Genomic DNA, 23,178 nt, shown 5'->3' with positions numbered 1-23,178 from the left:
CAAATGGGGCGGTCGCTGCGGTTAGAATAGCCGCCACACCCTGCTGGATGCGACCCCACATGACCGACCTGACGCTCTATCATAACCCGCGCTGCTCGAAATCCCGCGCCGCCCTGGAACTGCTCGAGGCCCGCGGCCTGGCGCCCACCGTGGTGCGCTACCTGGAAACACCTCCCGATGCTGCCACCTTGCGGGCCGTACTGGGCAAGCTGGGCATTGGCGCGCGCGGGTTGCTGCGCACCGGCGAAGACGAATACAAACAGCTGAACCTGGCCAACCCCGCACTCACTGACGCACAACTGGTCGAAGCCATGGTCAGCCACCCCAAGCTGATCGAGCGGCCCATTCTGGTGGCCGGCGGCAAGGCCGTGATCGGCCGCCCACCTGAGCATGTGCTGGAGATTTTGCCGTGAGCGAACCCTACATCCTGGTGCTCTACTACAGCCGCCATGGCGCTACCAGCGAGATGGCCCGGCATATCGCCCGTGGCATCGAACTGGCAGGCCTGGAGGCGCGCCTGCGCACCGTGCCGGCCATCTCCACCGAATGCGAAGCGGTAGCGCCCGACATCCCAGCCAGCGGCGCCCTGTACGCCACCCTGGACGACCTGCGCCACTGCGCCGGCCTGGTGCTGGGCAGCCCTACCCGCTTCGGCAACATGGCAGCACCGTTGAAATACTTCCTCGATGGCACCAGCAGCCTGTGGCTGGGCGGTGAACTGGTGGGCAAGCCTGCCGGTGTGTTCACCTCCACCGCCAGCTTGCACGGCGGCCAGGAGACCACCCTGTTGTCGATGATGCTGCCACTCATGCACCACGGCATGCTGGTGATGGGGCTGCCCTACAGCGAGTCGGCACTGCTGGAAACCCGTGGCGGTGGCACCCCCTATGGCGCCAGCCACCATGCTGGCGCCGACGGCAAGCGCGAGCTGGACACCCACGAAATCGCCCTGTGCCGTGCCCTGGGCCAACGTCTGGCGACCACTGCCAAGGCCCTGGAGGCTGCGCGTGGCTAAGAAGCCCAAGGTGCTGCCGCCGCTGGAGTGGCTGGCGCCGCGCCTGCGCCTGGCGCGGGCAACGAGCCTGGCGTTGTTCTTCGGCCTGATCGCCCTGCTGGTGGTGAACAACCTGTGGTTCGCCAACCTCCACGGCGCGCGAGTCGGCGTGATCCTGGCGATCGAGCTGATCCCGTTGCTGTTGCTGCTGCCCGGCATGCTGCTAGGCAGCGCACGGGCCCATGCCTGGACATGCTTCGTGGTGAACATCTACTTCATCAAGGGCGTACTGGCCGCGTTCGACCCGGGGCGGGCGGTGTTTGGCTGGGCCGAAGTGCTGATCAGCCTGGGGCTTTTCATTGCCGCATTGCTGTATGTGCGCTGGAAATTCCAGCATGAGCGGCGCATGGCGGGTGAAGGGGGATAAGTTCGGGGGGCTGCGGTGCAGCCCCGGCGGTCTCAATGGTTGACAGTATGCGCCAGCATCACTGACAACTGGCACAGCGGCCGCCCGCTCTCGGCGTGCCACTGGTTGAAAACCTGCTGGACCAGGGCCAGGTCGCGCTGGCTGGTCGGCGGCTTGTCGATCACTTTCTGCGCGATCAGCGCTGCCGCCATGTCGTCGGTGGGCACAAAGGTATCCTTGCCCACCATGCGCAGAAACCGCGGCGCCGACAGCCCGCCCAGCTGGTTGCCCTGTTTGGCCAGGTACTTCCATAGCCCGACGATGTCGTTAACCGGCCAGTCGGCGATGAACGCACCAAAGCTGCCGTTCTCCTTCGCCACGTCCAATACCATCTGCGCATTGCGCGGCACGCTTTTGAGCTTGCCCAGGTGGCGGATGATGCGCGTGTCCTGCATCAGCCGCTCCAGGTGCTCGGCCCCCATCAGCACGACCTTCTCCGGATCGAAACCGAAGAACACCTGCTCGAATGCTGGCCACTTGGCATCCACGAGGCTGTGCTTGAGCCCGGCCCGGAACACACGCAGCGCCAGCGTGGACAGATAACGGTCGTCGGTTATTTCACGCAACTGCGCCGGTGTACGCGGCTGCGGCAGAAAAGCCTCCAGGGCCTGGGCGGAGCCAAAGCGATTCAGGCAGAACTCGTGCAACCACTGGTAATCGCGCATAGGTTCAGATGTTCACCACATCAAGGAAACGTGGCGCAGCGGTTTCGTCGATCTTGAGGCTGGTGAAGTCGAACAGGTTGCGGTCGGCCAGCTGCGACGGCGCTACGTTCTGCATCGCACGGAAGATGCTCTCGGTACGGCCCGGGTGCTTGCGCTCCCACTCCACCAGCATGTCCTTGACCACCTGGCGCTGCAGGTTCTCCTGCGAACCGCACAGGTTGCACGGGATGATCGGGAATTCCTTCATGTCGGAGTAGGCCTGGATATCCTTCTCGCTGCAGTAGGCCAGCGGGCGGATGACCACGTTGCGGCCGTCATCGGCGCGCAGCTTCGGCGGCATGCCCTTAAGGGCGCCGTTGAAGAACATGTTGAGGAAAAACGTCTCGACGATGTCGTCGCGGTGGTGACCGAGCGCCATCTTGGTTGCGCCGATTTCATCGGCGAAGGTGTACAGGGTGCCACGGCGCAGGCGCGAGCACAGCGAACAGGTGGTTTTGCCCTCCGGCACCAGCTCCTTCACCACCGAGTACGTATCCTTCTCGACGATGTGGTACTCGACGCCCAGCGCCTTCAGGTACGCAGGCAGCACGTGCTCAGGGAAGCCTGGCTGCTTCTGGTCCATGTTCACCGCGACGATCTCGAACTGGATCGGCGCTACCTTCTGCAGGTGCAACAGAACGTCGAGCATGGTGTAGCTGTCCTTGCCGCCGGACAGGCAGACCATGACCTTGTCGCCATCTTCGATCATGTTGTAGTCGGTGATGGCTTCGCCGGCAAGACGACGCAGGCGTTTTTGCAGTTTGTTCTGGTTGACCGAGAGGGTGCCCATAGCGCTTGAATCCGCGAGGTGTGACAAAAGCCGGCTATTTTACGCACAAATGCGCCAGCACTGTAGGCATTCCGACAAAGACTTCACGGTAATCAGCAGCAGGCGAGCGAGTGCGATTTGCTCTAAAGGTGCTGCCTTGATCGAGTCACCGCTTCCTATACTGCGTGATAGGGCCAACGTACCGCTCGCTCGGTGTCCAGGCCCCGGGCCGCTGCGCTCCATAGGGGGCGACTGGCAACATTCAGAGGAGTGACCGGCATGATTCATCACGTCGTTGGGCTGTTTACCCACCCCGACCGGGAATGGCGGGAAATCCGTGGCGAAGACGAAACCATCAGCCACATGTACCTGACCCATACCTTGATACTGGCGGCGATACCCGCCCTTTCGGCATTCATTGGCACTACCCAGGTCGGCTGGGTGATCGGCGACCGGCCAGCGGTGATGCTGACCCTGCAAAGCGCACTCTGGATGAGCATCATGTCCTATGTCGCCATGCTCGCCGGGGTGGCGGTAATGGCGGCCTTTATCCACTGGATGGCACGTACCTACGATGCCAATCCGTCCATGGCCCAGTGCACGGCCTTTGCCACCTACACCGCCACCCCTCTGTTCATTGCCGGCTTGGCGGCGCTCTACCCACACTTATGGCTGGGCATGCTGGTGGGAACAGCGGCTATCTGCTACACGGTGTATCTACTGTACGTGGGCCTGCCGACCTTCATGAACATCCCGCAGGATGAAGGTTTTCTGTTTTCCAGCTCCGTCCTGGCGGTAGGGCTGGTGGTGCTGGTGGCGATCATGGCGGCCACTGTCATCATCTGGGGCTTGGGTGTAGGGCCTGTCTACACCAATTAGGCCGGATGTCAGCGCGCTGCCCGGGGGACCCGAAGGCCACGGGGCGCGCTGACAGGTGGCTCGGCGGCCTCCCCGCGGTTACGGCATAATGACGGGCCAGGAGAACCATTGCGCCATGCCCGAGCTGCTTATCCAACGCGTCGAAACCTGTTACCAGCAAGCGGAAACCTTCTTTAAACGCCCCTTCCTCCGCCCGGAAGTGAACTTCAAACTGCGCGGGCAAAAAGCCGGGGTCGCCCACCTTCACGAGAACAAACTGCGCTTCAACCTGCAGCTGTACCGAGAAAACCAGGAAGATTTTCTACGCCAGACGGTGGCGCACGAAGTCGCGCACCTGGTGGCCCACCAACTGTTCGGCGACAGCATTCAGGCTCACGGCCAGGAGTGGCAATTGATCATGCGCGGTGTGTACGAACTGCCGCCCAGCCGCTGCCACACTTATGCAATCGAGCGCCGCCTGGCGACCCGGTACATCTACCGCTGCCCATGCCCGCAGAGTGATTTCCCGTTCACGGCCCAGCGGCACACGCTGGTTCGCCAGGGGCGGCGCTACCTGTGCAAGCGGTGCCGGGGGATATTGGTGTATAGCGGTGAAACGCGGCTGGAATAGAGAGGTGGTGCTCTAGCTGGCATGCCAGCGATTGCGCCAGCCGCCCAGGCACGAAAAAGGTGGCACCGAGGCCACCTTTCTGTACCCGCCTGCGCCTTACTTCTCGACGAAGGCGCGCTCGATCAGGTAATCACCTGGCTCACGCATGCGTGGGGAGATCTTCAGGCCGAAGCTGTCCAGCACTTCGCTGGTCTCGTCGAGCATGCTGGGGCTGCCACAGATCATGGCACGGTCGTCCTGCGGGTTGATCGGCGGCAGGCCGATGTCGCTGAACAGCTTGCCGCTGCGCATCAGGTCGGTCAGGCGGCCCTGGTTCTCGAACGGCTCGCGGGTAACGGTGGGGTAGTAAATCAGTTTTTCGCGTACCGCTTCACCGAAGAACTCGTTCTGTGGCAGGTGTTCGGTGATGAACTCACGGTAGGCCACCTCGTTCACGTAGCGCACGCCGTGTACCAGGATCACCTTTTCGAAACGCTCGTAGGTTTCCGGGTCCTGGATGACGCTCATGAAAGGCGCAAGGCCGGTACCGGTGCTGAGCAGGTACAGGTGCTTGCCCGGGTTCAGGTCATCGAGTACCAACGTACCGGTAGGCTTTTTGCTGATGATGATCTCATCGCCTTCCTTCAGGTGCTGAAGCTGGGAAGTCAGCGGACCATCCGGCACCTTGATGCTGAAGAATTCCAGGTGCTCTTCCCAGTTCGGCGAGGCGATGGAGTAGGCGCGCATGAGCGGACGGCCGCTGTCTTGTTGCAGGCCGATCATCACGAACTGACCGTTCTCGAAGCGCAGACCCGGGTCACGGGTGCACTTGAAGCTGAACAGGGTGTCGTTCCAGTGGTGCACACTGAGGACACGTTCGTGGTTCATGTTGCTCATCTAATGGGGCTCCTGAAAAAGACGCGGCGCAGAGGGCGCGTAGTTGCGTGATAGTTTAGGGGCAGCGACAATATCTGTTAACTGAATTATCAAGATATGTGTTATCGGTTATATCGATATGCGATTTACACTTCGTCAACTTCAGGTCTTCGTGGCCGTCGCCCAGCACCAGAGCGTGTCGCGAGCAGCCAGCCTGCTTGCGCTGTCGCAGTCTGCTGCCAGCACTTCCATCACCGAACTCGAGCGCCAGTGCAGCTGCCAGCTGTTCGACCGCGCGGGCAAGCGCCTGAGCCTCAATGCGCTGGGGCACCAGTTACTGCCTCAGGCTGTCGCCCTGCTTGACCAGGCCAAGGAAATCGAAGACCTGCTCAATGGCAAGTCCGGCTTCGGCTCGCTGGCCGTGGGCGCCACGCTGACCATTGGTAACTACCTGGCCACCTTGCTGATCGGCAGCTTCATGCAACTTCACCCGGAAAGCCAGGTGAAGCTGCACGTGCAAAACACCGCGCATATCGTGCAACAGGTTGCTCACCATGAAATTGACCTGGGTCTGATCGAAGGCGATTGCAACCATCCAGACCTTGAGGTCCTGCCCTGGGTGGAGGATGAGCTGGTGGTGTTCTGCGCGCCGCAGCATCCGTTGGCCAAACAGGGCCGCGCCGATGTGCAGACGCTGGCCAGGGAGGCCTGGATCCTGCGCGAGCAGGGTTCAGGCACGCGGCTTACGTTCGACCAGGCGATGCGACACCACCGCTCCCATCTGGATATCCGCCTTGAACTGGAGCATACCGAGGCCATCAAACGCGCGGTGGAGTCTGGCCTGGGCATCGGCTGCATCTCGCGCCTGGCGCTGCGCGATGCATTCCGCCGGGGCAGCCTGGTGGCGGTGGAAACCCCGGAGCTGGACCTGATGCGCCAGTTCTACTTCATCTGGCACAAGCAGAAATACCAGACATCGGCCATGCGCGAGTTCCTGCAGCTGTGCCGCAACTTCACTGCCGGCGTCACCCGCAGTGATGAAATCGTGTTGCCGCCTATCGCCTAGAGCAGGATCACGCCCCACACCAGCGCCACCATGCTGAGCGACACGAATTGCGCAGCGCTGCCCATGTCCTTGGCATTTTTCGACAGCGGGTGGCGCTCCAGTGAAATGCGGTCGATGGCTGCCTCTACCGCCGAGTTGAACAGCTCCACGATCAAGCCCAACAAGCAGACAGCGATCATGATCGCCCGCTCGGCACGGCTGACCGGCAGCCAGAAGGCGATGGGGATCAGCAGTACGTTGAGCAGTACCAACTGACGAAATGCCGCTTCGCCCTTGAATGCGGCGCGCAGCCCGTCCAGCGAATAGCCAGCGGCGTTCAGGATACGTTTAAGGCCGGTCTGGCCCTTGAAGGGTGATGGAGTCATGAGGGTCGCTTAACAACGAGAAGGCCAGCAGACTAGACCGGCATGGGTCAAAAAAGCGTGAAGCCACGCGCAGTCAGGTGCTGGCAACCGATTCAAGTTGTTGCAGCAACAGCGCGGCCTGGGTGCGCGTACGCACGCCCAGCTTGCGGAAGATGGCCGTGACATGGGCCTTGATGGTGGCTTCGGATACGCTCAGTTCGTAAGCGATCTGCTTGTTCAGCAGGCCTTCGCACACCATTGTCAGCACCCGGAACTGCTGCGGCGTCAGGCTCGCCAGGCCTGCACTGGCGGCCTTGGCCTCGGCCGGTACATCAACCTTCTCGAACGCTTGGGGCGGCCACCATACTTCACCGTCCAGCACCTTGCGCACGGCGTCCTGGATCACCTCCAGGGTACTTGACTTGGGGATGAACCCGCTGGCGCCGAATTCGCGAGACTTGACCACCACGGCGGCCTCTTCCTGCGCAGAGACCATCACCACAGGTATCTGCGGGTACTGCCCGCGCAGCAGCACCAGCCCAGAGAAACCATAGGCGCCTGGCATGTTGAGGTCCAATAGCACCAGGTCCCAATCTGCTTTTTCGCTCAGGCGGGTTTCCAGCTCGGCGATGCTGGCAACCTCTACCAGGCGAACGTCCGGGCCCAGGCCAAGCGTTACGGCTTGGCGCAAGGCACCGCGGAACAGCGGGTGGTCATCGGCAATCAGGATTTCGTACGTGGCCATCGATCTAGTGATCCTGTTCTGTACCCGGCGCCCGGTCTCAAACGGGGCTGCCCGGCGGGGAATCGGCGCCAAGGATGCCGAGCGCGGCCCAGGAAGGCAAGCCAGCCGCCCTGCCGTCTCGCCTGTCCTGGCTGCCCAGCCCCATCATTATGAACGAAAGCCCGGGGCATGCCCCTTGGACTATAGGAAGGTATGCAAACGGCGATGGGTGTCATCCTGTTCGTCCAGCGGCACCCGCCGCTTGCCGCTGAGGTAATGCAGGCTGAAGACATCCAGGTAGGCATCCAGCGCCTGGGAGGCTACCGCGTCTCCGGCCAGGTCCAGGCACATGGCCGCAACCTCGGCGGTACAGAAGTGGTCATCACGACGGGAACGGCGCAAGCGGTAGCGTGACATCTGCTCGGCTTGCAGGCTCAACACCGGAAAGCGGTTCAGGTACGGGCTTTTGCGGAACATCTTGCGCGCCTCGGTCCAGGTGGCATCCAGCAGGATGAACAGCGGGCGCTTGCCGGGCTCGCGCACCACATCATTGACCACACGTTGTTCAGCAACGAATTCACCGGGAAAAACGATATAGGGCTGCCAATGCGGGTCGTCTAGCAATGCCAGCAAGCCCTCGTCGACCGAGGTGCGCAGCCAGCCAAAGGCGGAAGTGTCCTCGATCAGGTCGGCAATCAGCCAGCCAGTGTTGGTGGGCTTCAATGGCTCGGTGTCATGCATCAGCAGGCAAATGCCTGACTCGGCTTGCACCTTGGGCTTCCAGGCACACAGGCAGTGCGTGGCAATAACCCGGCAATCGGGGCAGCGTTGCGCCCGTGATCCACGGGCAACGAAGGGCTTGTTACTGCGGGCCAGGCGTTCGGCACGCAGACGCGCTACCGCGTGGCTCATGCCGGCAGGCCTCCAGGCAGGTTGAAAATAGGCACGGTAATAGCTCGAGCAAAAACGGCGTGCAGTTTAACAGAAGCGCCACCCATTGCTGTGCAGCGGGCGGCGCGCCCCCTATAATCGCGGCTTTATGCCAGGCACAGGCGCCGTGCGGTGCTCACGGAACGCCGCAGACACATGCATGTCCAAGCGCCAGTCACCGAACAGGAGAGATTCATGCTGCGCCTCATCGCCCCCGCCCTGAGCCTGATGCTCGCCCTGCCCCTGGCAGCCCAGGCGGCTTCCAAGCAGGACTACGACCTCAACAAGATGCTGCAGAAGGTCGCCAAGGAAAGCAGCGTCGGCACGCCCCGCGCCATCAACGAAGACATTCTCGACCAAGGCTACACCGTTGAAGGCAAGGCCTTGATCAACCACCTGAGCGTGCGTGGCGAGCATGCTGCGCGCATGCAATCCAACCCCGAGCAGGTTCGCAGCCAGCTGGGCGACAGCGTGTGCCGCAACAGCGGGTTCCGCAACCTGATGTCCAAGGGTGCCGTGATGGTCTACCGCTTCACCGTGTACAAAACTAACCAGCCTGTGATGGATCAAGCCTTCGACAGCGCCAGCTGCGTGGCAGGCAACAAGAAGAAGTAATGGCCGCATTGGCCGGTTACCTGGGCGCCGCGGCGCCCATTGCCGGCTGACCGGCAGCCATTGCGGCTGGGCATGATGCTGCGCAAACGGCTAGATTGAGAGGGTGCAGAAGGAGAAGTTGCATGCCTTATCAATCGAACGAACTGCTTTCCGGCCATTTCCGCGACAACAACATCGACCTCAGCCACATCGACGCACAGTTGCAACTCGTGGCACCCGCCAGCCCCAACCTGCCGCTGTACCGCGAGATGATGCTGACCGTTCTGCGCATGGCTCATGACGATGCCGACCGCTGGAGCGCCAAGATCACAGCGCAGGCACTGCGTGAACTTGACCAGTCTTTCCGTGCCCTGCAGCGGTACAAGGGCCGCCGCAAGGTAACCGTATTCGGCTCGGCGCGCACGCCACTGCAGCACCCGATGTACGCTATCGCCCGCGAACTGGGCGCCACCCTTGCACGCTCGGACCTGATGGTAATCACTGGCGCCGGTGGCGGCATCATGGCCGCAGCGCACGAGGGTGCCGGCAGCGATCACAGCCTCGGTTTCAACATCACCCTGCCCTTCGAGCAACATGCCAACGCCACGGTGGATGGCACGGACAAATTGCTACCTTTCCACTTCTTTTTCATCCGCAAGCTGTTCTTCGTCAAGGAGGCCGATGCGCTGGTGCTCTGCCCTGGCGGCTTTGGCACACTGGACGAAGCGCTTGAGGTGCTGACCTTGATCCAGACCGGCAAAAGCCCGCTGGTACCCGTGGTACTGCTGGACTCACCCGACGGCACCTTCTGGCGCGACTGCCTGGCTTTCATCCGCAATCAACTCGAAGAAAACCGCTACATCCTGCCCGGCGACCTGAAGCTGGTCCGCCTGGTGCATACAGCTGATGAGGCGGTGGAGGAAATCAACCAGTTCTACCGCAATTACCATTCAAGCCGTTGGTTGAAGAGCCAGTTCGTGATTCGTATGCAACACGCCCTGAGTGCCGCCGCACTCCAGGACATACGGGAAACCTTCGCGGACTTGTGCATGAATGGGGAATTTGAACAGCAGCCCGACAGCAGCGCCGAACATGAAACGGCCGACTATGGGCACCTCACCCGCCTGTCCTTCGCCTTTACCGGTCGCGACCAGGGTCGGCTAAGAGAGCTGGTGAACTTCATCAACGTGCCGGAGAACTGGCTGACATAACACGTCAGTCGTCCAAATCGCGCCCGCTGAGCAAACGACCGATCATATCCAGGGGGAAGCCGCGGTAGGCCAGAAAGCGTGTTTGCTGCGCACGACTGCGCGGATCCTGCGGGCGCTGGCCGGCGAACTTGCGTTGCCAGACATCCCGCAAGCGCTCCCCCCAATCCACTTCGCTTTCACGCAGTGCCTGGTCGATATCAGTTCGAGCCAACCCACGTTGACCGAGGTCTTCGCGAATGCGCGCCGGGCCATAACCAGAGCCGGAACGGTACCTGATGAAGCTTTCCAGGTACCGGGCTTCGCTTAGCAGCCCTTCATCGCAAAGCCGATCAAGCTCAGGCTCGATCAGCTCGTCCATTGCACCACGCTGGCGCAACTTGCGTGTCAGTTCAACGCGACCGTGCTCACGTCGCGCGAGCAGGTCCATGGCAGCCCGCCGAATGGCGACAGGGGTGTCGAGTACGGCGGGCATAATTTAGCAACGACCGCGCGATCAATAACCAGCGTCGGCGTCAGCCATGTCGTCGGCGTCAGCTTTTGCTGCTGCAGCTTTGCCAGCAGCTGCTGCCGCGGCAGCGGCGCCTGCGGTGAGCAATTTGTCGCGAACCTGCTTCTCGATCTCGTTGCCGATAGCCGGGTTTTCTTGCAAGTACTTGGCGGCGTTGGCCTTGCCCTGACCGATTTTATTGCCCTGATAGCTGTACCAGGCACCCGACTTTTCGACCAACCCTTGGGATACGCCCAGATCGATGATCTCGCCGTTACGGTAAATACCCTTACCGTAAAGAATTTGGAACTCAGCCTGGCGGAACGGCGGCGAAACCTTGTTCTTGACCACTTTGACGCGAGTTTCGCTACCCACCACTTCATCGCCTTCCTTGACCGCGCCAGTACGGCGGATGTCCAGACGCACCGATGCGTAAAACTTCAGGGCGTTACCACCGGTGGTGGTTTCCGGGCTGCCGAACATGACGCCGATCTTCATCCGGATCTGGTTAATGAAGATCACCAGGCAGTTGGCGTTTTTGATGTTACCGGTGATCTTGCGCAAGGCCTGGGACATCAGACGAGCCTGCAGGCCCACGTGCATGTCACCCATTTCGCCTTCGATTTCCGCCTTCGGCACCAGCGCAGCTACGGAGTCGACAATGATCACGTCAACCGCGTTGGAGCGCACCAGCATGTCGGTGATTTCCAGGGCCTGCTCGCCGGTGTCTGGCTGCGAGACCAGCAGGTCGTCGACATTGACGCCCAGCTTGCCGGCGTATTCCGGGTCCAGGGCGTGCTCGGCGTCGACGAACGCGCACGTGGCGCCGCTTTTCTGGGCTTCGGCGATGACCGACAGCGTCAGCGTGGTTTTACCCGACGACTCCGGGCCGTAGATTTCGACGATACGGCCTTTTGGCAAACCGCCGATGCCCAACGCAATGTCCAGCCCCAGGGAGCCGGTGGAAATGGCGGGGATGGCCTGGCGCTCGTGGTCGCCCATGCGCATGACCGCGCCCTTGCCGAATTGGCGTTCGATTTGACCCAGGGCCGCAGCCAAGGCGCGCTTCTTGTTGTCGTCCATTGAAATCCTCACGTGTTCGACTTGGCCCTGACGGCCGGGATACCTGTATAAGTAGCCAGTATTATTCCACAGGCCAGCGCCTACGCAAACCCCTGTCGTCGATTTACCGCGGGGCAAGCTGTAACAAGCCTTCTAAAGCGGCGATCACCGTCTGCCGGCGCACCGCCTCGCGGTCGCCGTCGAACTGGCGGCGTATGCTGACCACGCGGCTTCCATCGCCCCAGGCCAGCCATACGGTACCCACCGGCTTGGCCGGCGAACCACCGCCAGGGCCGGCCACACCACTGACCGCAACGGCAAAACGTGCACCACTGGCGGCTTGCGCCCCGCGCACCATGGCTTCGACCACCTCCTGGCTCACCGCCCCGACCTGCTCGAACAACAGCTCAGGCACGCCCAGCTGTCGAGTTTTCTGCGCATTGGAATAGGTCACATAACCGGCCTCGAACCATGCCGAGCTGCCGGCGATGCGGGTGATGGCCTCGGCGATACCGCCGCCGGTGCAGGATTCGGCAGTGCTCACCTGCGCACCAACGCGCTGCAGGTGTTCGCCCAATTGGTTGGCGAGCGTGGTGATCGGGTCCATGACAGGCTCCTGAAAGAGTGGGCGCTACCCTACCATCCTGGTAGAGCCACTGGCCGGTCAAACGTTCAGGCTTTCCCGCGCAATCTTGCTGATGACGCGCTCATCCCTGCGCTTGAGGCGCGGCAGCCCTGCAGGCCAGCCATTGGTCCAGTCAAGGCCGCCGAGCATGCGCATGTCGTCGATCGCCGAGCGCCACCACACCACCTTGCAGGCCTGCAGGTACTCATCACCACTTATCGCACTGCCGTAAAGCAGCTTGCGGGCAACGCCACGCAGTTCACGAGGCACGCGCAGCAGGCTCAGCTTCACGCCAACGCGCATCGACCATGAGGGCAGCGGGCGGTACGCTGGCACCTGCAGCGCCAAGGCCGGCATGTCGGCATGGAAGCCCTCGCCATGGCGGGCAAAGAACACGTCCTGGATGGCATGAAGGTATGGTTTCATGGCGTAGTAATGGCTGATCAAACCCCGTGCCTGGTTGATGCGCGCGCCATGGATTTCAAACGAAAATGCAATCTGCTCGATGGTCAGCAGCTCGCGGCTGTAGGCGGCCCAGTCGTCGATCCGGGCGATCGCCCGCTGGGCAACGGCTGCGTTTTCATGCGCAAGGCCCAGTACCCCACTGTTGCACAGCTGCAGGTCGTCGGGTGGCAACTGGCCTGTCGCCGCCAACCCGCGGGCGAGGGCGCGATAATGACGCTTGCACGAGGCCTTGGCCCAGCTCGACTCCACTTCGTCGATCAGGAACTGGCCGGCACCCACCTGTTCGAAGAGCCGCTGCGCAGGTTGCAGAAACACCGTATCGGTGTCGATGAAAATGGTCTTTTGTGCCCATTCGCAAGCTTGGGCAATGGCGCAGGCCTTGCGCCGATGGGTGTAACTGCCATCGGGCGCCCAGGCTTGCAGGGTCTGCGCGTCCAGCCTGACCACTTCCACGGGCCACCCGGCAAATGCCTGAGGCTCGTCGGTAAGCACACGGATAACGGGGCACTGGCCGGGCTCACAGCGCGCCAAGGCGCTGAGAATGCTGAACTTGGCCTCTAGCTGATAGGTACGACGCTTGCCGTACAGAAGGTAGATAAGTTGCTGGTCTACAAAAGAAACGCGCGTGGAGACATTCATGCAAATAGCGGCTTGGGTCTTCATCGGGGCTCGCCATTCTAAAGCTTGATGTCGCCTGGCTCCACCCCGAAGCGCCAACTGCGCCGATTTGCCCACTTGCGGGTGCCTGCATGGCAAGCAAAAAGGCTGTACCATTGCGGGTTTACCATCGCCAACCAGATCACTCGCTGTAAGGCCCCGAATGTCTGATCTTTCCGCACACACCCCGATGATGCAGCAGTACTGGAAGCTGAAGAACCAGCACCCGGACCAGCTGATGTTCTACCGCATGGGCGACTTCTACGAGATCTTCTACGAAGATGCGAAAAAGGCCGCCAGCCTGCTGGACATCACCCTGACCGCCCGCGGTCAGTCAGCCGGCCAGTCCATCCCCATGTGCGGCGTGCCGTTCCATTCGCTGGAAGGTTACCTGGCCAAGCTGGTGAAGCTGGGCGAGTCGGTGGTGATCTGCGAGCAGATCGGCGACCCGGCCACCAGCAAAGGGCCGGTCGAGCGCCAGGTGGTGCGGATCATCACGCCCGGCACAGTCAGCGACGAAGCGCTGCTGGACGAGCGCCGCGACAACCTGATTGCCGCGCTGCTGGGCGATGACCGCCTGTTCGGCCTGGCTGTGCTGGACATCACCAGTGGCAATTTCAGCGTTCAGGAGCTCAAGGGCTGGGAAAACCTGCTGGCCGAACTGGAACGCCTGAACCCGGTGGAGCTGTTGATCCCGGACGACTGGCCGCGCGACCTGCCAGCCGAAAAGCGCCCGGGGGCTCGCCGCCGTGCGCCCTGGGACTTCGACCGCGACTCCGCGCGCAAGGCGCTGTGCCAGCAATTTGCGACCAAGGACCTCAAGGGCTTTGGCTGCGACAAGCTGACCCTGGCCATCGGCGCCGCTGGCTGCCTGCTGACCTACGCCAAGGAAACCCAGCGGACCGCCTTGCCGCACCTGCGCAGCCTGCGCCATGAACGCCTGGACGACACCGTGATCCTCGACGGTGCCAGCCGCCGCAACCTGGAGCTGGACATCAACCTGGCGGGTGGGCGTGACAATACCCTGCAATCGGTGATCGACCGTTGCCAAACCGCCATGGCCAGCCGCCTGCTGAGCCGCTGGCTGAACCGGCCGCTGCGCGACCTCAAGGTGCTGCAGGCCCGGCAGGACTCGATCCGATGCCTGCTCGACGGCTACCGGTTCGAAAAACTGCAACCGCAGTTGAAGGAAATCGGCGACATCGAACGTATTCTGGCGCGCATCGGCCTGCGTAACGCACGCCCCCGCGATCTCGCCCGCCTGCGTGATGCCTTGGGCGCACTGCCCGAACTGCAGAACGCCATGGCCGAACTGGAAGCCCCTCACCTGGCGCGGCTGGCCGCCATTACCGGCACCTACCCGGAGCTTGCCAGCCTGCTGGAACGGGCGATCGTGGACAACCCACCTGCGGTCATCCGTGATGGCGGTGTGCTCAAGGCCGGCTATGACAACGAGCTGGATGACCTGCTGGCGATCAGCGAAAACGCCGGTCAGTTTCTCATCGACCTGGAAGCCCGTGAAAAAGCCCGTACCGGCCTGGCCAACCTCAAGGTTGGCTACAACCGCGTGCACGGTTACTTCATCGAGTTGCCCACCAAGCAGGCAGAACAGGCGCCGGGCGACTACATCCGCCGCCAGACGCTGAAAGGCGCCGAACGGTTCATCACCCCCGAGCTGAAAGCATTCGAGGACAAGGCGCTGTCGGCCAAGAGCCGGGCCCTGGCCCGCGAAAAGATGCTCTACGACGCCCTGCTGGAAACCCTCATCAGCCACCTGGCGCCGTTGCAGGACAGCGCCGCAGCCCTGGCCGAACTGGATGTGCTCAGCAACCTGGCCGAGCGGGCGTTGAATTTGGACCTGAACTGCCCACGCTTCGTCGACCACCCTTGCCTGCGCATCGAGCAGGGCCGTCACCCGGTGGTCGAGCAGGTGCTCACCACCCCGTTCGTGGCCAACGACCTGGGCCTGGACGACAACACACGCATGCTGGTGATCACCGGGCCGAACATGGGCGGTAAATCCACCTACATGCGCCAGACCGCGCTGATCGTGCTGCTGGCCCATATCGGCAGCTTTGTACCGGCAGCCAGCTGCGAACTGTCGCCGGTAGACCGGATCTTCACCCGCATCGGCTCCAGCGATGACCTGGCTGGCGGGCGCTCCACGTTCATGGTGGAGATGAGCGAAACGGCCAACATCCTGCATAACGCTACAGACCGCAGCTTGGTGCTGATGGACGAAGTCGGCCGCGGTACCAGCACCTTCGACGGCCTGTCGCTGGCCTGGGCAGCGGCCGAGCGCCTCGCGCGCCTGCGTGCCTATACGTTGTTCGCCACGCACTACTTCGAGCTGACGGTACTGCCCGACAGCGAGCCGCTGGTGGCCAACGTGCACCTCAATGCCACCGAGCACAATGAACGCATCGTGTTCCTGCACCATGTGCTGCCCGGGCCGGCCAGCCAGAGTTATGGCCTGGCGGTGGCGCAGTTGGCCGGGGTACCCACTGCTGTCATCCAGCGCGCACGGGAGCACCTGGCACGCCTGGAAACCAACAGCCTGCCCCATGAACCGCCTGCTGTGCCGGGTCCGAAGGGCGCGCCACAGGTGCCGCACCAGAGCGACCTGTTCGCCAGCCTGCCCCACCCAGCCATCGAGAAGCTGGGCAAGCTGCAGCTGGATGACATGACCCCGCGTCAAGCTATCGAAATGCTATATCAACTAAAGAACCTGTTATAACGGCGTCCACTACAAGCTGGTAGAATCCGCCGCGGTTTGCTGGTGCTGCAGGTTATTAGCCTGGCCTGCAGCCATGTACCCGTAAACCGCGCGGCCCCAAGAGGAAGGGCCGCCGCCGTCGCCTGAGGAGAGAATTAGAAATGACCTTCGTCGTCACCGACAACTGCATCAAATGCAAATACACCGACTGCGTGGAAGTCTGTCCGGTGGACTGCTTCTACGAAGGCCCGAACTTCCTGGTCATTCACCCGGACGAGTGCATCGATTGCGCCCTGTGCGAGCCTGAATGCCCGGCGCAAGCCATCTTCTCGGAAGACGAAGTGCCTTCGGGCATGGAAAACTTCATTGAGCTGAATGCCGAGCTGGCCGAGATCTGGCCGAACATTACCGAGCGTAAGGACGCCCTGCCCGACGCAGAGGAATGGGATGGCAAGACCGGCAAGATTGCCGACTTGCAACGCTAAGCAGCAGCGCAATACAAAAAGGCCCTTGCAGGGCCTTTTTTGCTTTCTAGCGGGCAAAAAAAGGGGCGGTTTGACCCGCCCACATTTTTTTCCGTAGTCCCTGCTTGTCCTGAACATCGTCCTGATGAAATCGCGTCTTGCGATGTCCCTGGCTTTCTTCCTGAAGGCCTGTGCATGTCCGTGTGCACAGTTCGAATACTAGCGATTCGGCTGAGGGAGGCAACCGGCGAACCTCTCACGATGTTGCCCTGGATACATTTCCTAACAGGCAAAAAAATCATGTTTTTCAGTCACTTGCGAAAATATCCAGACTGAAAACGACAATGATTTACTCTCCCTCGCATACATGGCTTACGCGACGAGTAAGCAAACACTTACACGCCAAGCTGCAACCTGTAGGCGTTGAGCGACTCTGTTAGGGGTTGGGGAATATTCGAGCGATTACCTCACCTACGAAAACGCCCCGGCATACCGGGGCGTTTCAGGGGTAAAGCAGCAGCTGCTTATCGAAACAATGACTCGCTGGACAAGCCGTTCTTCTCAAGGATTTCGCGCAGACGCTTCAGCCCTTCTACCTGGATCTGCCGAACGCGCTCACGGGTCAGGCCGATCTCCAGCCCGACATCTTCCAACGTGCTGCTCTCATGGCCACGCAGGCCAAAACGACGCACCACTACCTCGCGTTGTTTATCAGTCAGTTCACCCAGCCACTGATCGATACTCTGGGACAGATCATCGTCCTGGAGCAGTTCAAAAGGATCGGTCGGGCGGTCGTCAGTGAGCGTATCGAGCAAGGTCTTGTCTGAGTCCGGCCCCAGCGAGACGTCGACAGACGATACCCGCTCGTTGAGACCGAGCATACGCTTGACCTCCGCAACGGGCTTTTCCAGCAGGGTAGCGATTTCTTCCGGCGAAGGCTCATGATCCAGTTTCTGGGTGAGCTCACGGGCTGCACGCAAATAAACGTTCAACTCCTTGACCACGTGGATGGGCAAGCGGATGGTGCGGGTCTGGTTCATGATCGCCCGCTCGATGGTCTGACGAATCCACCATGTGGCGTAGGTGGAAAAGCGGAAACCACGCTCCGGGTCAAATTTCTCAACGGCACGGATCAACCCCAGGTTGCCCTCCTCGATCAGATCGAGCAACGACAAGCCACGGTTCACGTAACGGCGGGCAATTTTCACAACCAGGCGCAGGTTGCTTTCGATCATGCGTTTGCGGCCAGCAGGGTCGCCTTTTTGCGACAACCGCGCAAAATGCACTTCCTCTTCCGGCGACAACAGGGGCGAGAAGCCGATCTCGTTGAGGTACAGCTGGGTGGCATCGAGCGCCCGGCTGTAATCGATGTACTTGTGTTGTTTGAGCGAAGGGCCCGACTTGGCCCTGGTCCGAACCGAGGATACAGCAGGTTCGTCTGACACCACATCCGTTTCCAAAACGATACCCGTCTCCATGAGGAGAACGTCATCGTCGATGTCAAACTCCGGCGCTTCTTTACTGAGAGCCATTGTTATAGTCCTTTGCTGAGTTCGAACTCAGACTCAAGCGGCACCTGTATCCCTGGCAGCGCTGGAGCCTGTCCCCTCTACGTCACGGGAAACAGGCCGGTACAACGGTCAACGACGTGGCAGGAACTGGAGAGGATCGACGGGCTTGCCCTGGCGGCGAATCTCGAAATGCAGCTTCACCCTGTCTGTGCCTGTGGACCCCATTTCAGCAATCGACTGCCCTGCCTTGACCTGCTGCCCCTCCCGAACCAACAGCCTGCGGTTGTGACCGTAGGCACTGACGTAGGTATCGCTGTGTTTGATGATGATCAACTCGCCGTAGCCCCTTAAACCACTCCCGGCGTAGACCACTGTACCACCCGACGCAGCAAAAACAGGCTGTCCCAAATCACCGGCGATATCAATGCCTTTATTCAAACTACCGTTTGAAGCAAATTTTCCAATCAGCACCCCGTTGGCCGGCCATGTCCAGCCACCCACCGCACGTTCTGCAGCGGGCACCGTAGCCACCACAGGGGCAGTGGTCGTAGTAACGGTTTTGGTGGTGCTGGCAGGGGCCGCCGGCGAGGTGCCCACCGGACGCCGGGTTACGGTGGTACGGCTGGAGGAAGACGGGCTGGCAACCACTATTGTGCTGCCCGACGCACCCGTGCTGAAACGAATGGCCTGGCCGGGGCGTATGGTGTAGGGCGGTGCGATACCGTTGCGGGCGGCCAGCTCTTTGTAGTCCCAGCCATAGCGGAAAGCGATGGAAAACAGCGTGTCACCCGGTTTGACCACGTATTGCCCGGACGTCACCGTAGGCCGTTTGGGCGCAGCGCTGTTGCGGTCGACCACCCGTGCGTTGTTGCTACCGCTGCTGGAGCACCCCACCAGCAGCGCGCCCAGGGCCATGGCGAGCACCACGAGCTTGAAAGCCGAGCTGTCCTTGCGCTGCCGAAAGACTGTGTGAACCACCCGCGCTCCCCTCATGGTGCCGAAATCTTCTTTGAACAAGAAATGCAATAGTATTGCAATTATAACGAAGCTCGCCGGCATTCCCAGGCAGATGCAACACGCTGCTGCAAAGGCCGATCATAGCCCGGCGCAACCTGTGCGTACCGCCTGATAGACAGGACGACGCGGCAAGAATTCGCTGCTGTTGTAAAAATAGCCCGCCGGTAAGGCCGGCGGCTCAGGCCACAGGCCCATTCAGCAAGGGCACGAAACGCACCGCGCCCAGAACCCGGCGCGAGAAGCCATGTTCTTCACGCACGATCAGCATCAGCTGCTGAGCCTCGCCGGCAGGCCCCACAGGGATCACCATGCGCCCACCGGGTGCCAGCTGGTCCAGCAACGCCTGGGGCACTTCCGGCGCCACCGCCGTCACGATGATGCCGTTGTAGGGCGCCAATGCCGGCCAGCCCTCACAACCATCGCCCCAACGGAACACCACGTTGCGCAGGCTCAACTCAACCAGACGCTCCTTGGCGCGATCCTGCAGCACCTTGATGCGCTCAACCGAGAAAACCCGCTCCACCAGTTGCGCCAGCACGGCGGTCTGGTAGCCAGAGCCGGTGCCGATCTCCAGTACCTTGTCCAACGGCCCGGCTTCAAGCAGCAACTCGCTCATGTGCGCGACCATGAACGGTTGCGAGATGGTCTGGTTGTGCCCGATCGGTAGCGCGGTGTCTTCATAGGCCCGGTGGGCCAGGGCCTCGTCAACGAACAGGTGACGGGGCGTGCGACGGATGACATCCAGCACCTGGGTGTTCGATACACCCTCTTCGCACAGGCGCTGGATAAGCCGCTCCCGGGTGCGCTGGGAGGTCATGCCGATACCGCGCCGCAGCATATCGTCCTCGCGCATCAAAGCAGCCCCTCCAGCCAGCCATCGAGCTGCTCGAAGGCATCACTGAAGGTGCGGTCCAACTGCAGCGGCGTTATTGACACATACCCCTGCATGACCGCATGGAAGTCGGTACCCGGGCCGCCATCCTCGGCGTCACCGGCCACGGCGATCCAGTAGCCTTCCTTGCCACGCGGGTTGACCACCTTGGTGGGGGCCGCCGCCCGGGCCCGGTGCCCCAAGCGGGTCAGCTGGATGCCGCGGATGCGCTCCAGCGGCAGGTTGGGGATGTTGACGTTGAGCACGGTACGCGGTGGCAACACCAGGCGCGACTGTGCCTCTACCAAACGACGGGCGATGTGCGCGGCAGCCGGCAAATTGTCGGGCTGGCGAGACAGCAGCGAGAACGCCAGCGATGTGCCACCCAGGAAACGCCCCTCGAGCGCCGCTGCGACCGTGCCGGAGTACAGCACGTCATCGCCCAGGTTGGCGCCCAGGTTGATGCCTGACACCACCATGTCGGGCGTTTGCGGCAACAGGCCGTTGAGCCCCAGGTGCACACAGTCGGTGGGCGTGCCATTGAGGCTGATGAAGCCATTGGCCAGGGTCACGGGATGCAGCGGGCGGTCCAGCGTCAGCGAACTGCCGGCGCCGCTCTTGTCCTGGTCAGGGGCGATTACCGTGCACTCGGCGTAATCCGCCAGCGCAGCGTGCAGCGCGGCGATGCCGGGTGCAGTAACACCATCGTCGTTCGAAATCAGAATACGCATGGGCTGTCCGTCTGCCCTGCCGGCACCAGATCCACGACTTCGCGCACTACTACGGTGGCGAAGCATCCGGCCGGAAGGACGAATTCCAGTTGCAGGATATCAGGCTCGGGATAATGCCACGTCAGGCCGCCAATAGGGAGCCGCATGATGCGCCGTTCGTGATCCATGCCCGCCTGCGACAACCAGTGGCAGAGTGCTGGCTGACGCGCGGCGATGGCATTTTCCAGGTCTGCGCAGGCGCCAGCAGCGGGTGACGCGCCTTCGCCCCACAACGGGCCGGTGGGGTGCAGGTCGAGCACCGCCAGCCGTGGGTCACTGCATTCGGCCTCACCCGCCGGGAAGAAACTGCGGCTGTCGGTGAAGGCCAGCAAATCGCCTACCTGCGCCTGGTCCCAGTTGCCTTGGGCCACGCGCGCAGCCAGCGCCTGGTTGAACAGGTAACTGCGCCCGGCCGAGAGCAACCGCGAACGCACGTTGCGCTGCTCGGGCAAGGCCTTGCGTGCCGCCCACTCGAGGGCATCCTGCACATTGCCACCGCCGTGACCGAAGCGCTGGGTACCGAAGTAGTTGGGCACCCCTTGCTGCTTGAGGAGCGCCAAACGCGCATCGATGGCCTGGTGATCTGCCTTGAGGGCCGTGAGGCGCAAGGTGAAACCGTTGGCGGAGTGGGCGCCACGCTGCAACTTGCGCTGGTGGCGCGCCTGCTTGAGCACGCGCAGGCTGGCATCTTCGGCCCGCGACAGGTCCGGGTCGGCCTTGCCAGGCAAGTGCAGGCTGAACCACTGGCGGGTCAGCGCCTGGCGGTCCTTGAGCCCGGCGTAGCTGATAGCACGCGCTGGCACACCCGCAGCACGGGCCAGGCGGCGAGCCGCCTCCTCGGTGTTGAGGTCGCGCTTTTCCACCCATAGCCACAGGTGTTCGCCTTGCCCGGACAACGGAATATCCAGCACCTCATCCACCTGGAAGTCTTCAGCTACCGCCTTGAGTACGGCGCTGCCCAGGGGTTCGCCCGATGCGCGCGGGCCCAGCAGTTCCTGTTCGGTCATGCTGGCAGCAGCAGGGCAACCGAATGCACGGCGATCCCCTCCTCGCGGCCTGCGAAGCCCAGTTTTTCGGTGGTAGTGGCCTTGACGTTGACCTGATCGAGGCCAACCTGCAGGTCGTCGGCCAGCAGTTGGCGCATGGTGTCGATATGCGGCGCCATCTTGGGCGCCTGGGCGACGATGGTGGCATCCACGTTGCCCACCTTCCAGCCCTTGGCCTGGACCACACTCAGCACATGGCGCAGCAGCACACGGCTGTCCGCGCCCTTGAACTGCGGGTCAGTGTCGGGGAAGTGCTTGCCGATATCGCCCAGGGCCGCAGCACCGAGCAGCGCATCACTCACGGCGTGCAGCAGCACGTCGCCATCAGAGTGGGCCAGAAGGCCGTATTTGTGGGGGATACGCACCCCGCCCAGGGTAATGAAATCACCGTCGCAGAAACGGTGCACATCGTAGCCGTGGCCAATACGCATAGAAAAACGCCCTGAATGAGTCAGGGCGTGATTCTACCTGTATTTGCAGGCTAGCGCCCCAATGCCGCGGCGTGATGGCGCAGGTGGTCCTCGATGAAACTGGCAATGAAGTAATAACTGTGGTCATAGCCAGGTTGCAGGCGCAAGGTCAGGTCGTGACCGCCTTTGCGCGCAGCCTGCTCAAGTGCTTCAGGCTTGAGCTGCTGTTCCAGGAAGTCATCGCGGTCGCCCTGATCCACCAGCAACGGTGGGCACTGCCCGGCCGGGGTTTCGGCCAGCAGCACGCTGGCGTCCCACTCGCGCCAGCGGGCGCGGTCTTCACCCAGGTAGCGGCTGAACGCCTTCTCGCCCCATGGGCAATCCATGGGGTTGCTGATGGGTGAAAACGCCGATACCGCGCGATACCGCCCCGGGTTGCGCAAGGCGCATACCAGCGCGCCGTGCCCGCCCATGGAATGGCCACTGATGCTGCGCTCCCCCGACGCGGGGAAGTGTGCCTCGATCAGCGCGGGCAACTCCTGCACCACATAGTCATGCATGCGGTAGTGCTGGGCCCAGGGTTGCTGGGTAGCATTCAGGTAGAACCCGGCGCCCAGGCCGAAGTCCCAGGCACCGTCGGGGTCGCCCGGTACCTGCTCGCCACGCGGGCTGGTATCGGGCGCCACAATGATCAACCCGAGCTCCGCAGCCAGGCGCTGGGCACCGGCCTTCTGCATGAAGTTCTCGTCGGTGCAGGTCAGGCCGCTGAGCCAGTACAGCACCGGCAGCTTGGCGCCCTGCTCCGCTTGTGGCGGCAGGTACACAGCGAACACCATGTCGCAGCCCAGCACTTTGGAGTGATGCCGGTAACGCTTGTGCCAGCCGCCGAAGCTTTTCTGGCAGGAGATGTTGTCCAGGCTCATGGCAAACC

General features: G+C 62.1%; 27 protein-coding genes. 10 read left to right on the top strand and 17 right to left on the bottom strand.

The features are described from left to right. Window positions 1-59: 59 nt before the first annotated feature. From arsC to IAE36_RS06150, 3 genes are read left to right on the top strand one after another with little or no spacing between them, the layout of a single operon-like run. Window positions 60-413 (top strand): arsenate reductase (glutaredoxin), encoded by a 354-nt coding sequence (gene arsC / locus IAE36_RS06160; RefSeq protein WP_201211114.1) that lies wholly within the window; start codon window positions 60-62, stop codon window positions 411-413. Then, window positions 410-1,015, top strand: a complete 606-nt coding sequence (gene wrbA, locus IAE36_RS06155) for an NAD(P)H:quinone oxidoreductase (protein WP_028635028.1) — start codon at window positions 410-412, stop codon at window positions 1,013-1,015. The genes arsC and wrbA overlap by 4 nt, the downstream gene beginning before the upstream one ends. Further along, entirely contained in the window at window positions 1,008-1,421 is a 414-nt protein-coding gene (locus IAE36_RS06150) for a DUF2069 domain-containing protein (RefSeq protein ID WP_060481739.1), read from the top strand. Before wrbA ends, IAE36_RS06150 begins: the two co-directional genes overlap by 8 nt. A 32-nt stretch (window positions 1,422-1,453) precedes the next feature. Here IAE36_RS06150 and IAE36_RS06145 read toward each other — a convergent pair whose 3' ends face one another. After that, complete coding sequence (locus tag IAE36_RS06145; protein ID WP_060481740.1) at window positions 1,454-2,125, bottom strand: DNA-3-methyladenine glycosylase I; 672 nt, start codon at window positions 2,123-2,125, stop codon at window positions 1,454-1,456. 4 nt (window positions 2,126-2,129) lie between these two features. After that, the gene (gene ttcA, locus IAE36_RS06140) at window positions 2,130-2,954 is read right to left on the bottom strand and encodes a tRNA 2-thiocytidine(32) synthetase TtcA (RefSeq protein WP_028635025.1); all 825 of its coding nucleotides are present in this window, start codon (window positions 2,952-2,954) and stop codon (window positions 2,130-2,132) included. Window positions 2,955-3,212: 258 nt separating this feature from the next. On the opposite strand from ttcA, the gene IAE36_RS06135 reads away from it, so the two are divergent. Then, complete coding sequence (locus IAE36_RS06135; protein WP_028635024.1) at window positions 3,213-3,812, top strand: Yip1 family protein; 600 nt, start codon at window positions 3,213-3,215, stop codon at window positions 3,810-3,812. A gap of 88 nt (window positions 3,813-3,900) precedes the next feature. Then, window positions 3,901-4,422, top strand: coding sequence for a SprT family zinc-dependent metalloprotease (locus tag IAE36_RS06130; RefSeq protein ID WP_268933049.1), 522 nt, complete (start codon window positions 3,901-3,903; stop codon window positions 4,420-4,422). A gap of 96 nt (window positions 4,423-4,518) precedes the next feature. Here the strand turns inward: IAE36_RS06130 and fpr are convergent, their stop codons facing one another. Next, complete coding sequence (gene fpr / locus IAE36_RS06125; protein WP_028635022.1) at window positions 4,519-5,298, bottom strand: ferredoxin-NADP reductase; 780 nt, start codon at window positions 5,296-5,298, stop codon at window positions 4,519-4,521. Window positions 5,299-5,416: 118 nt separating this feature from the next. On the opposite strand from fpr, the gene IAE36_RS06120 reads away from it, so the two are divergent. After that, window positions 5,417-6,343 carry a LysR family transcriptional regulator gene (locus IAE36_RS06120; protein ID WP_201211109.1) on the top strand — a complete coding sequence of 309 codons (927 nt, stop codon included), beginning with the start codon at window positions 5,417-5,419 and terminating at the stop codon, window positions 6,341-6,343. On the opposite strand, the gene IAE36_RS06115 is transcribed toward IAE36_RS06120, so the two are convergent. The 3 genes from IAE36_RS06115 to IAE36_RS06105 form a co-directional block, all read right to left on the bottom strand. Beyond that, complete coding sequence (locus IAE36_RS06115; protein ID WP_028635020.1) at window positions 6,340-6,708, bottom strand: diacylglycerol kinase; 369 nt, start codon at window positions 6,706-6,708, stop codon at window positions 6,340-6,342. The genes IAE36_RS06120 and IAE36_RS06115 overlap by 4 nt on opposite strands. A 73-nt stretch (window positions 6,709-6,781) precedes the next feature. After that, a complete protein-coding gene (erdR, locus tag IAE36_RS06110; protein WP_028635019.1) occupies window positions 6,782-7,432 on the bottom strand; it encodes a response regulator transcription factor ErdR in 651 nt (216 codons plus the stop codon). 180 nt (window positions 7,433-7,612) lie between these two features. After that, the gene (locus tag IAE36_RS06105; RefSeq protein WP_201161735.1) at window positions 7,613-8,323 is read right to left on the bottom strand and encodes a tRNA-uridine aminocarboxypropyltransferase; all 711 of its coding nucleotides are present in this window, start codon (window positions 8,321-8,323) and stop codon (window positions 7,613-7,615) included. Between the two features lie 213 nt (window positions 8,324-8,536). Here IAE36_RS06105 and IAE36_RS06100 point away from each other — a divergent pair, with 213 nt between their 5' ends. Both IAE36_RS06100 and IAE36_RS06095 read left to right on the top strand, forming a co-directional pair. Further along, the gene (locus IAE36_RS06100) at window positions 8,537-8,956 is read left to right on the top strand and encodes a quorum-sensing-regulated virulence factor family protein (protein ID WP_201211107.1); all 420 of its coding nucleotides are present in this window, start codon (window positions 8,537-8,539) and stop codon (window positions 8,954-8,956) included. Between the two features lie 122 nt (window positions 8,957-9,078). Further along, a complete protein-coding gene (locus IAE36_RS06095) occupies window positions 9,079-10,146 on the top strand; it encodes an LOG family protein (protein WP_201161737.1) in 1,068 nt (355 codons plus the stop codon). A gap of 4 nt (window positions 10,147-10,150) precedes the next feature. Here the strand turns inward: IAE36_RS06095 and recX are convergent, their stop codons facing one another. From recX to IAE36_RS06075, 4 genes are all read right to left on the bottom strand, one after another. Beyond that, complete coding sequence (gene recX / locus IAE36_RS06090) at window positions 10,151-10,618, bottom strand: recombination regulator RecX (RefSeq protein WP_201211105.1); 468 nt, start codon at window positions 10,616-10,618, stop codon at window positions 10,151-10,153. Window positions 10,619-10,639: 21 nt separating this feature from the next. Next, the gene (gene recA / locus IAE36_RS06085; protein ID WP_028635015.1) at window positions 10,640-11,716 is read right to left on the bottom strand and encodes a recombinase RecA; all 1,077 of its coding nucleotides are present in this window, start codon (window positions 11,714-11,716) and stop codon (window positions 10,640-10,642) included. Between the two features lie 103 nt (window positions 11,717-11,819). After that, window positions 11,820-12,302: a CinA family protein gene (locus IAE36_RS06080; RefSeq protein ID WP_201211103.1), complete on the bottom strand. Its 483-nt coding sequence runs from the start codon at window positions 12,300-12,302 to the stop codon at window positions 11,820-11,822. A 57-nt stretch (window positions 12,303-12,359) separates the two neighbouring features. Further along, window positions 12,360-13,424: a hypothetical protein gene (locus IAE36_RS06075; RefSeq protein ID WP_201211190.1), complete on the bottom strand. Its 1,065-nt coding sequence runs from the start codon at window positions 13,422-13,424 to the stop codon at window positions 12,360-12,362. Window positions 13,425-13,605: 181 nt separating this feature from the next. Between IAE36_RS06075 and mutS the strand changes: the two genes are divergently transcribed. Together mutS and fdxA are read left to right on the top strand one after the other, a co-directional pair. Further along, window positions 13,606-16,179, top strand: coding sequence for a DNA mismatch repair protein MutS (gene mutS, locus IAE36_RS06070; RefSeq protein WP_060481747.1), 2,574 nt, complete (start codon window positions 13,606-13,608; stop codon window positions 16,177-16,179). A gap of 140 nt (window positions 16,180-16,319) precedes the next feature. Next, entirely contained in the window at window positions 16,320-16,643 is a 324-nt protein-coding gene (fdxA, locus tag IAE36_RS06065; RefSeq protein WP_060481748.1) for a ferredoxin FdxA, read from the top strand. 503 nt (window positions 16,644-17,146) lie between these two features. On the opposite strand, the gene rpoS is transcribed toward fdxA, so the two are convergent. The 7 genes from rpoS to fghA form a co-directional block, all read right to left on the bottom strand. Next, entirely contained in the window at window positions 17,147-18,154 is a 1,008-nt protein-coding gene (rpoS, locus tag IAE36_RS06060) for an RNA polymerase sigma factor RpoS (RefSeq protein ID WP_028635010.1), read from the bottom strand. 108 nt (window positions 18,155-18,262) lie between these two features. Then, on the bottom strand, window positions 18,263-19,111 hold the full coding sequence (locus tag IAE36_RS06055) for a peptidoglycan DD-metalloendopeptidase family protein (RefSeq protein WP_201211187.1): 849 nt from the start codon (window positions 19,109-19,111) through the stop codon (window positions 18,263-18,265). 217 nt (window positions 19,112-19,328) lie between these two features. Then, window positions 19,329-19,967 (bottom strand): protein-L-isoaspartate(D-aspartate) O-methyltransferase, encoded by a 639-nt coding sequence (locus IAE36_RS06050; RefSeq protein ID WP_161629595.1) that lies wholly within the window; start codon window positions 19,965-19,967, stop codon window positions 19,329-19,331. Window positions 19,968-20,002: 35 nt separating this feature from the next. Then, complete coding sequence (gene surE / locus IAE36_RS06045) at window positions 20,003-20,752, bottom strand: 5'/3'-nucleotidase SurE (RefSeq protein ID WP_201161741.1); 750 nt, start codon at window positions 20,750-20,752, stop codon at window positions 20,003-20,005. Then, the gene (truD, locus tag IAE36_RS06040) at window positions 20,740-21,798 is read right to left on the bottom strand and encodes a tRNA pseudouridine(13) synthase TruD (protein WP_201211101.1); all 1,059 of its coding nucleotides are present in this window, start codon (window positions 21,796-21,798) and stop codon (window positions 20,740-20,742) included. Before truD ends, surE begins: the two co-directional genes overlap by 13 nt. After that, window positions 21,795-22,268 (bottom strand): 2-C-methyl-D-erythritol 2,4-cyclodiphosphate synthase, encoded by a 474-nt coding sequence (gene ispF, locus IAE36_RS06035; RefSeq protein WP_060481750.1) that lies wholly within the window; start codon window positions 22,266-22,268, stop codon window positions 21,795-21,797. The genes truD and ispF overlap by 4 nt, the downstream gene beginning before the upstream one ends. Window positions 22,269-22,318: 50 nt before the next feature. Beyond that, a complete protein-coding gene (fghA, locus tag IAE36_RS06030) occupies window positions 22,319-23,170 on the bottom strand; it encodes an S-formylglutathione hydrolase (RefSeq protein ID WP_201161743.1) in 852 nt (283 codons plus the stop codon). Between the last annotated feature and the right edge of the window lie 8 nt (window positions 23,171-23,178).

This window comes from Pseudomonas sp. S36 (genome assembly GCF_016647875.1).
Classification (GTDB): Bacteria; Pseudomonadota; Gammaproteobacteria; order Pseudomonadales; family Pseudomonadaceae; genus Aquipseudomonas; species Aquipseudomonas parafulva.
This window is presented reverse-complemented; position numbering and strand designations above follow the sequence as displayed.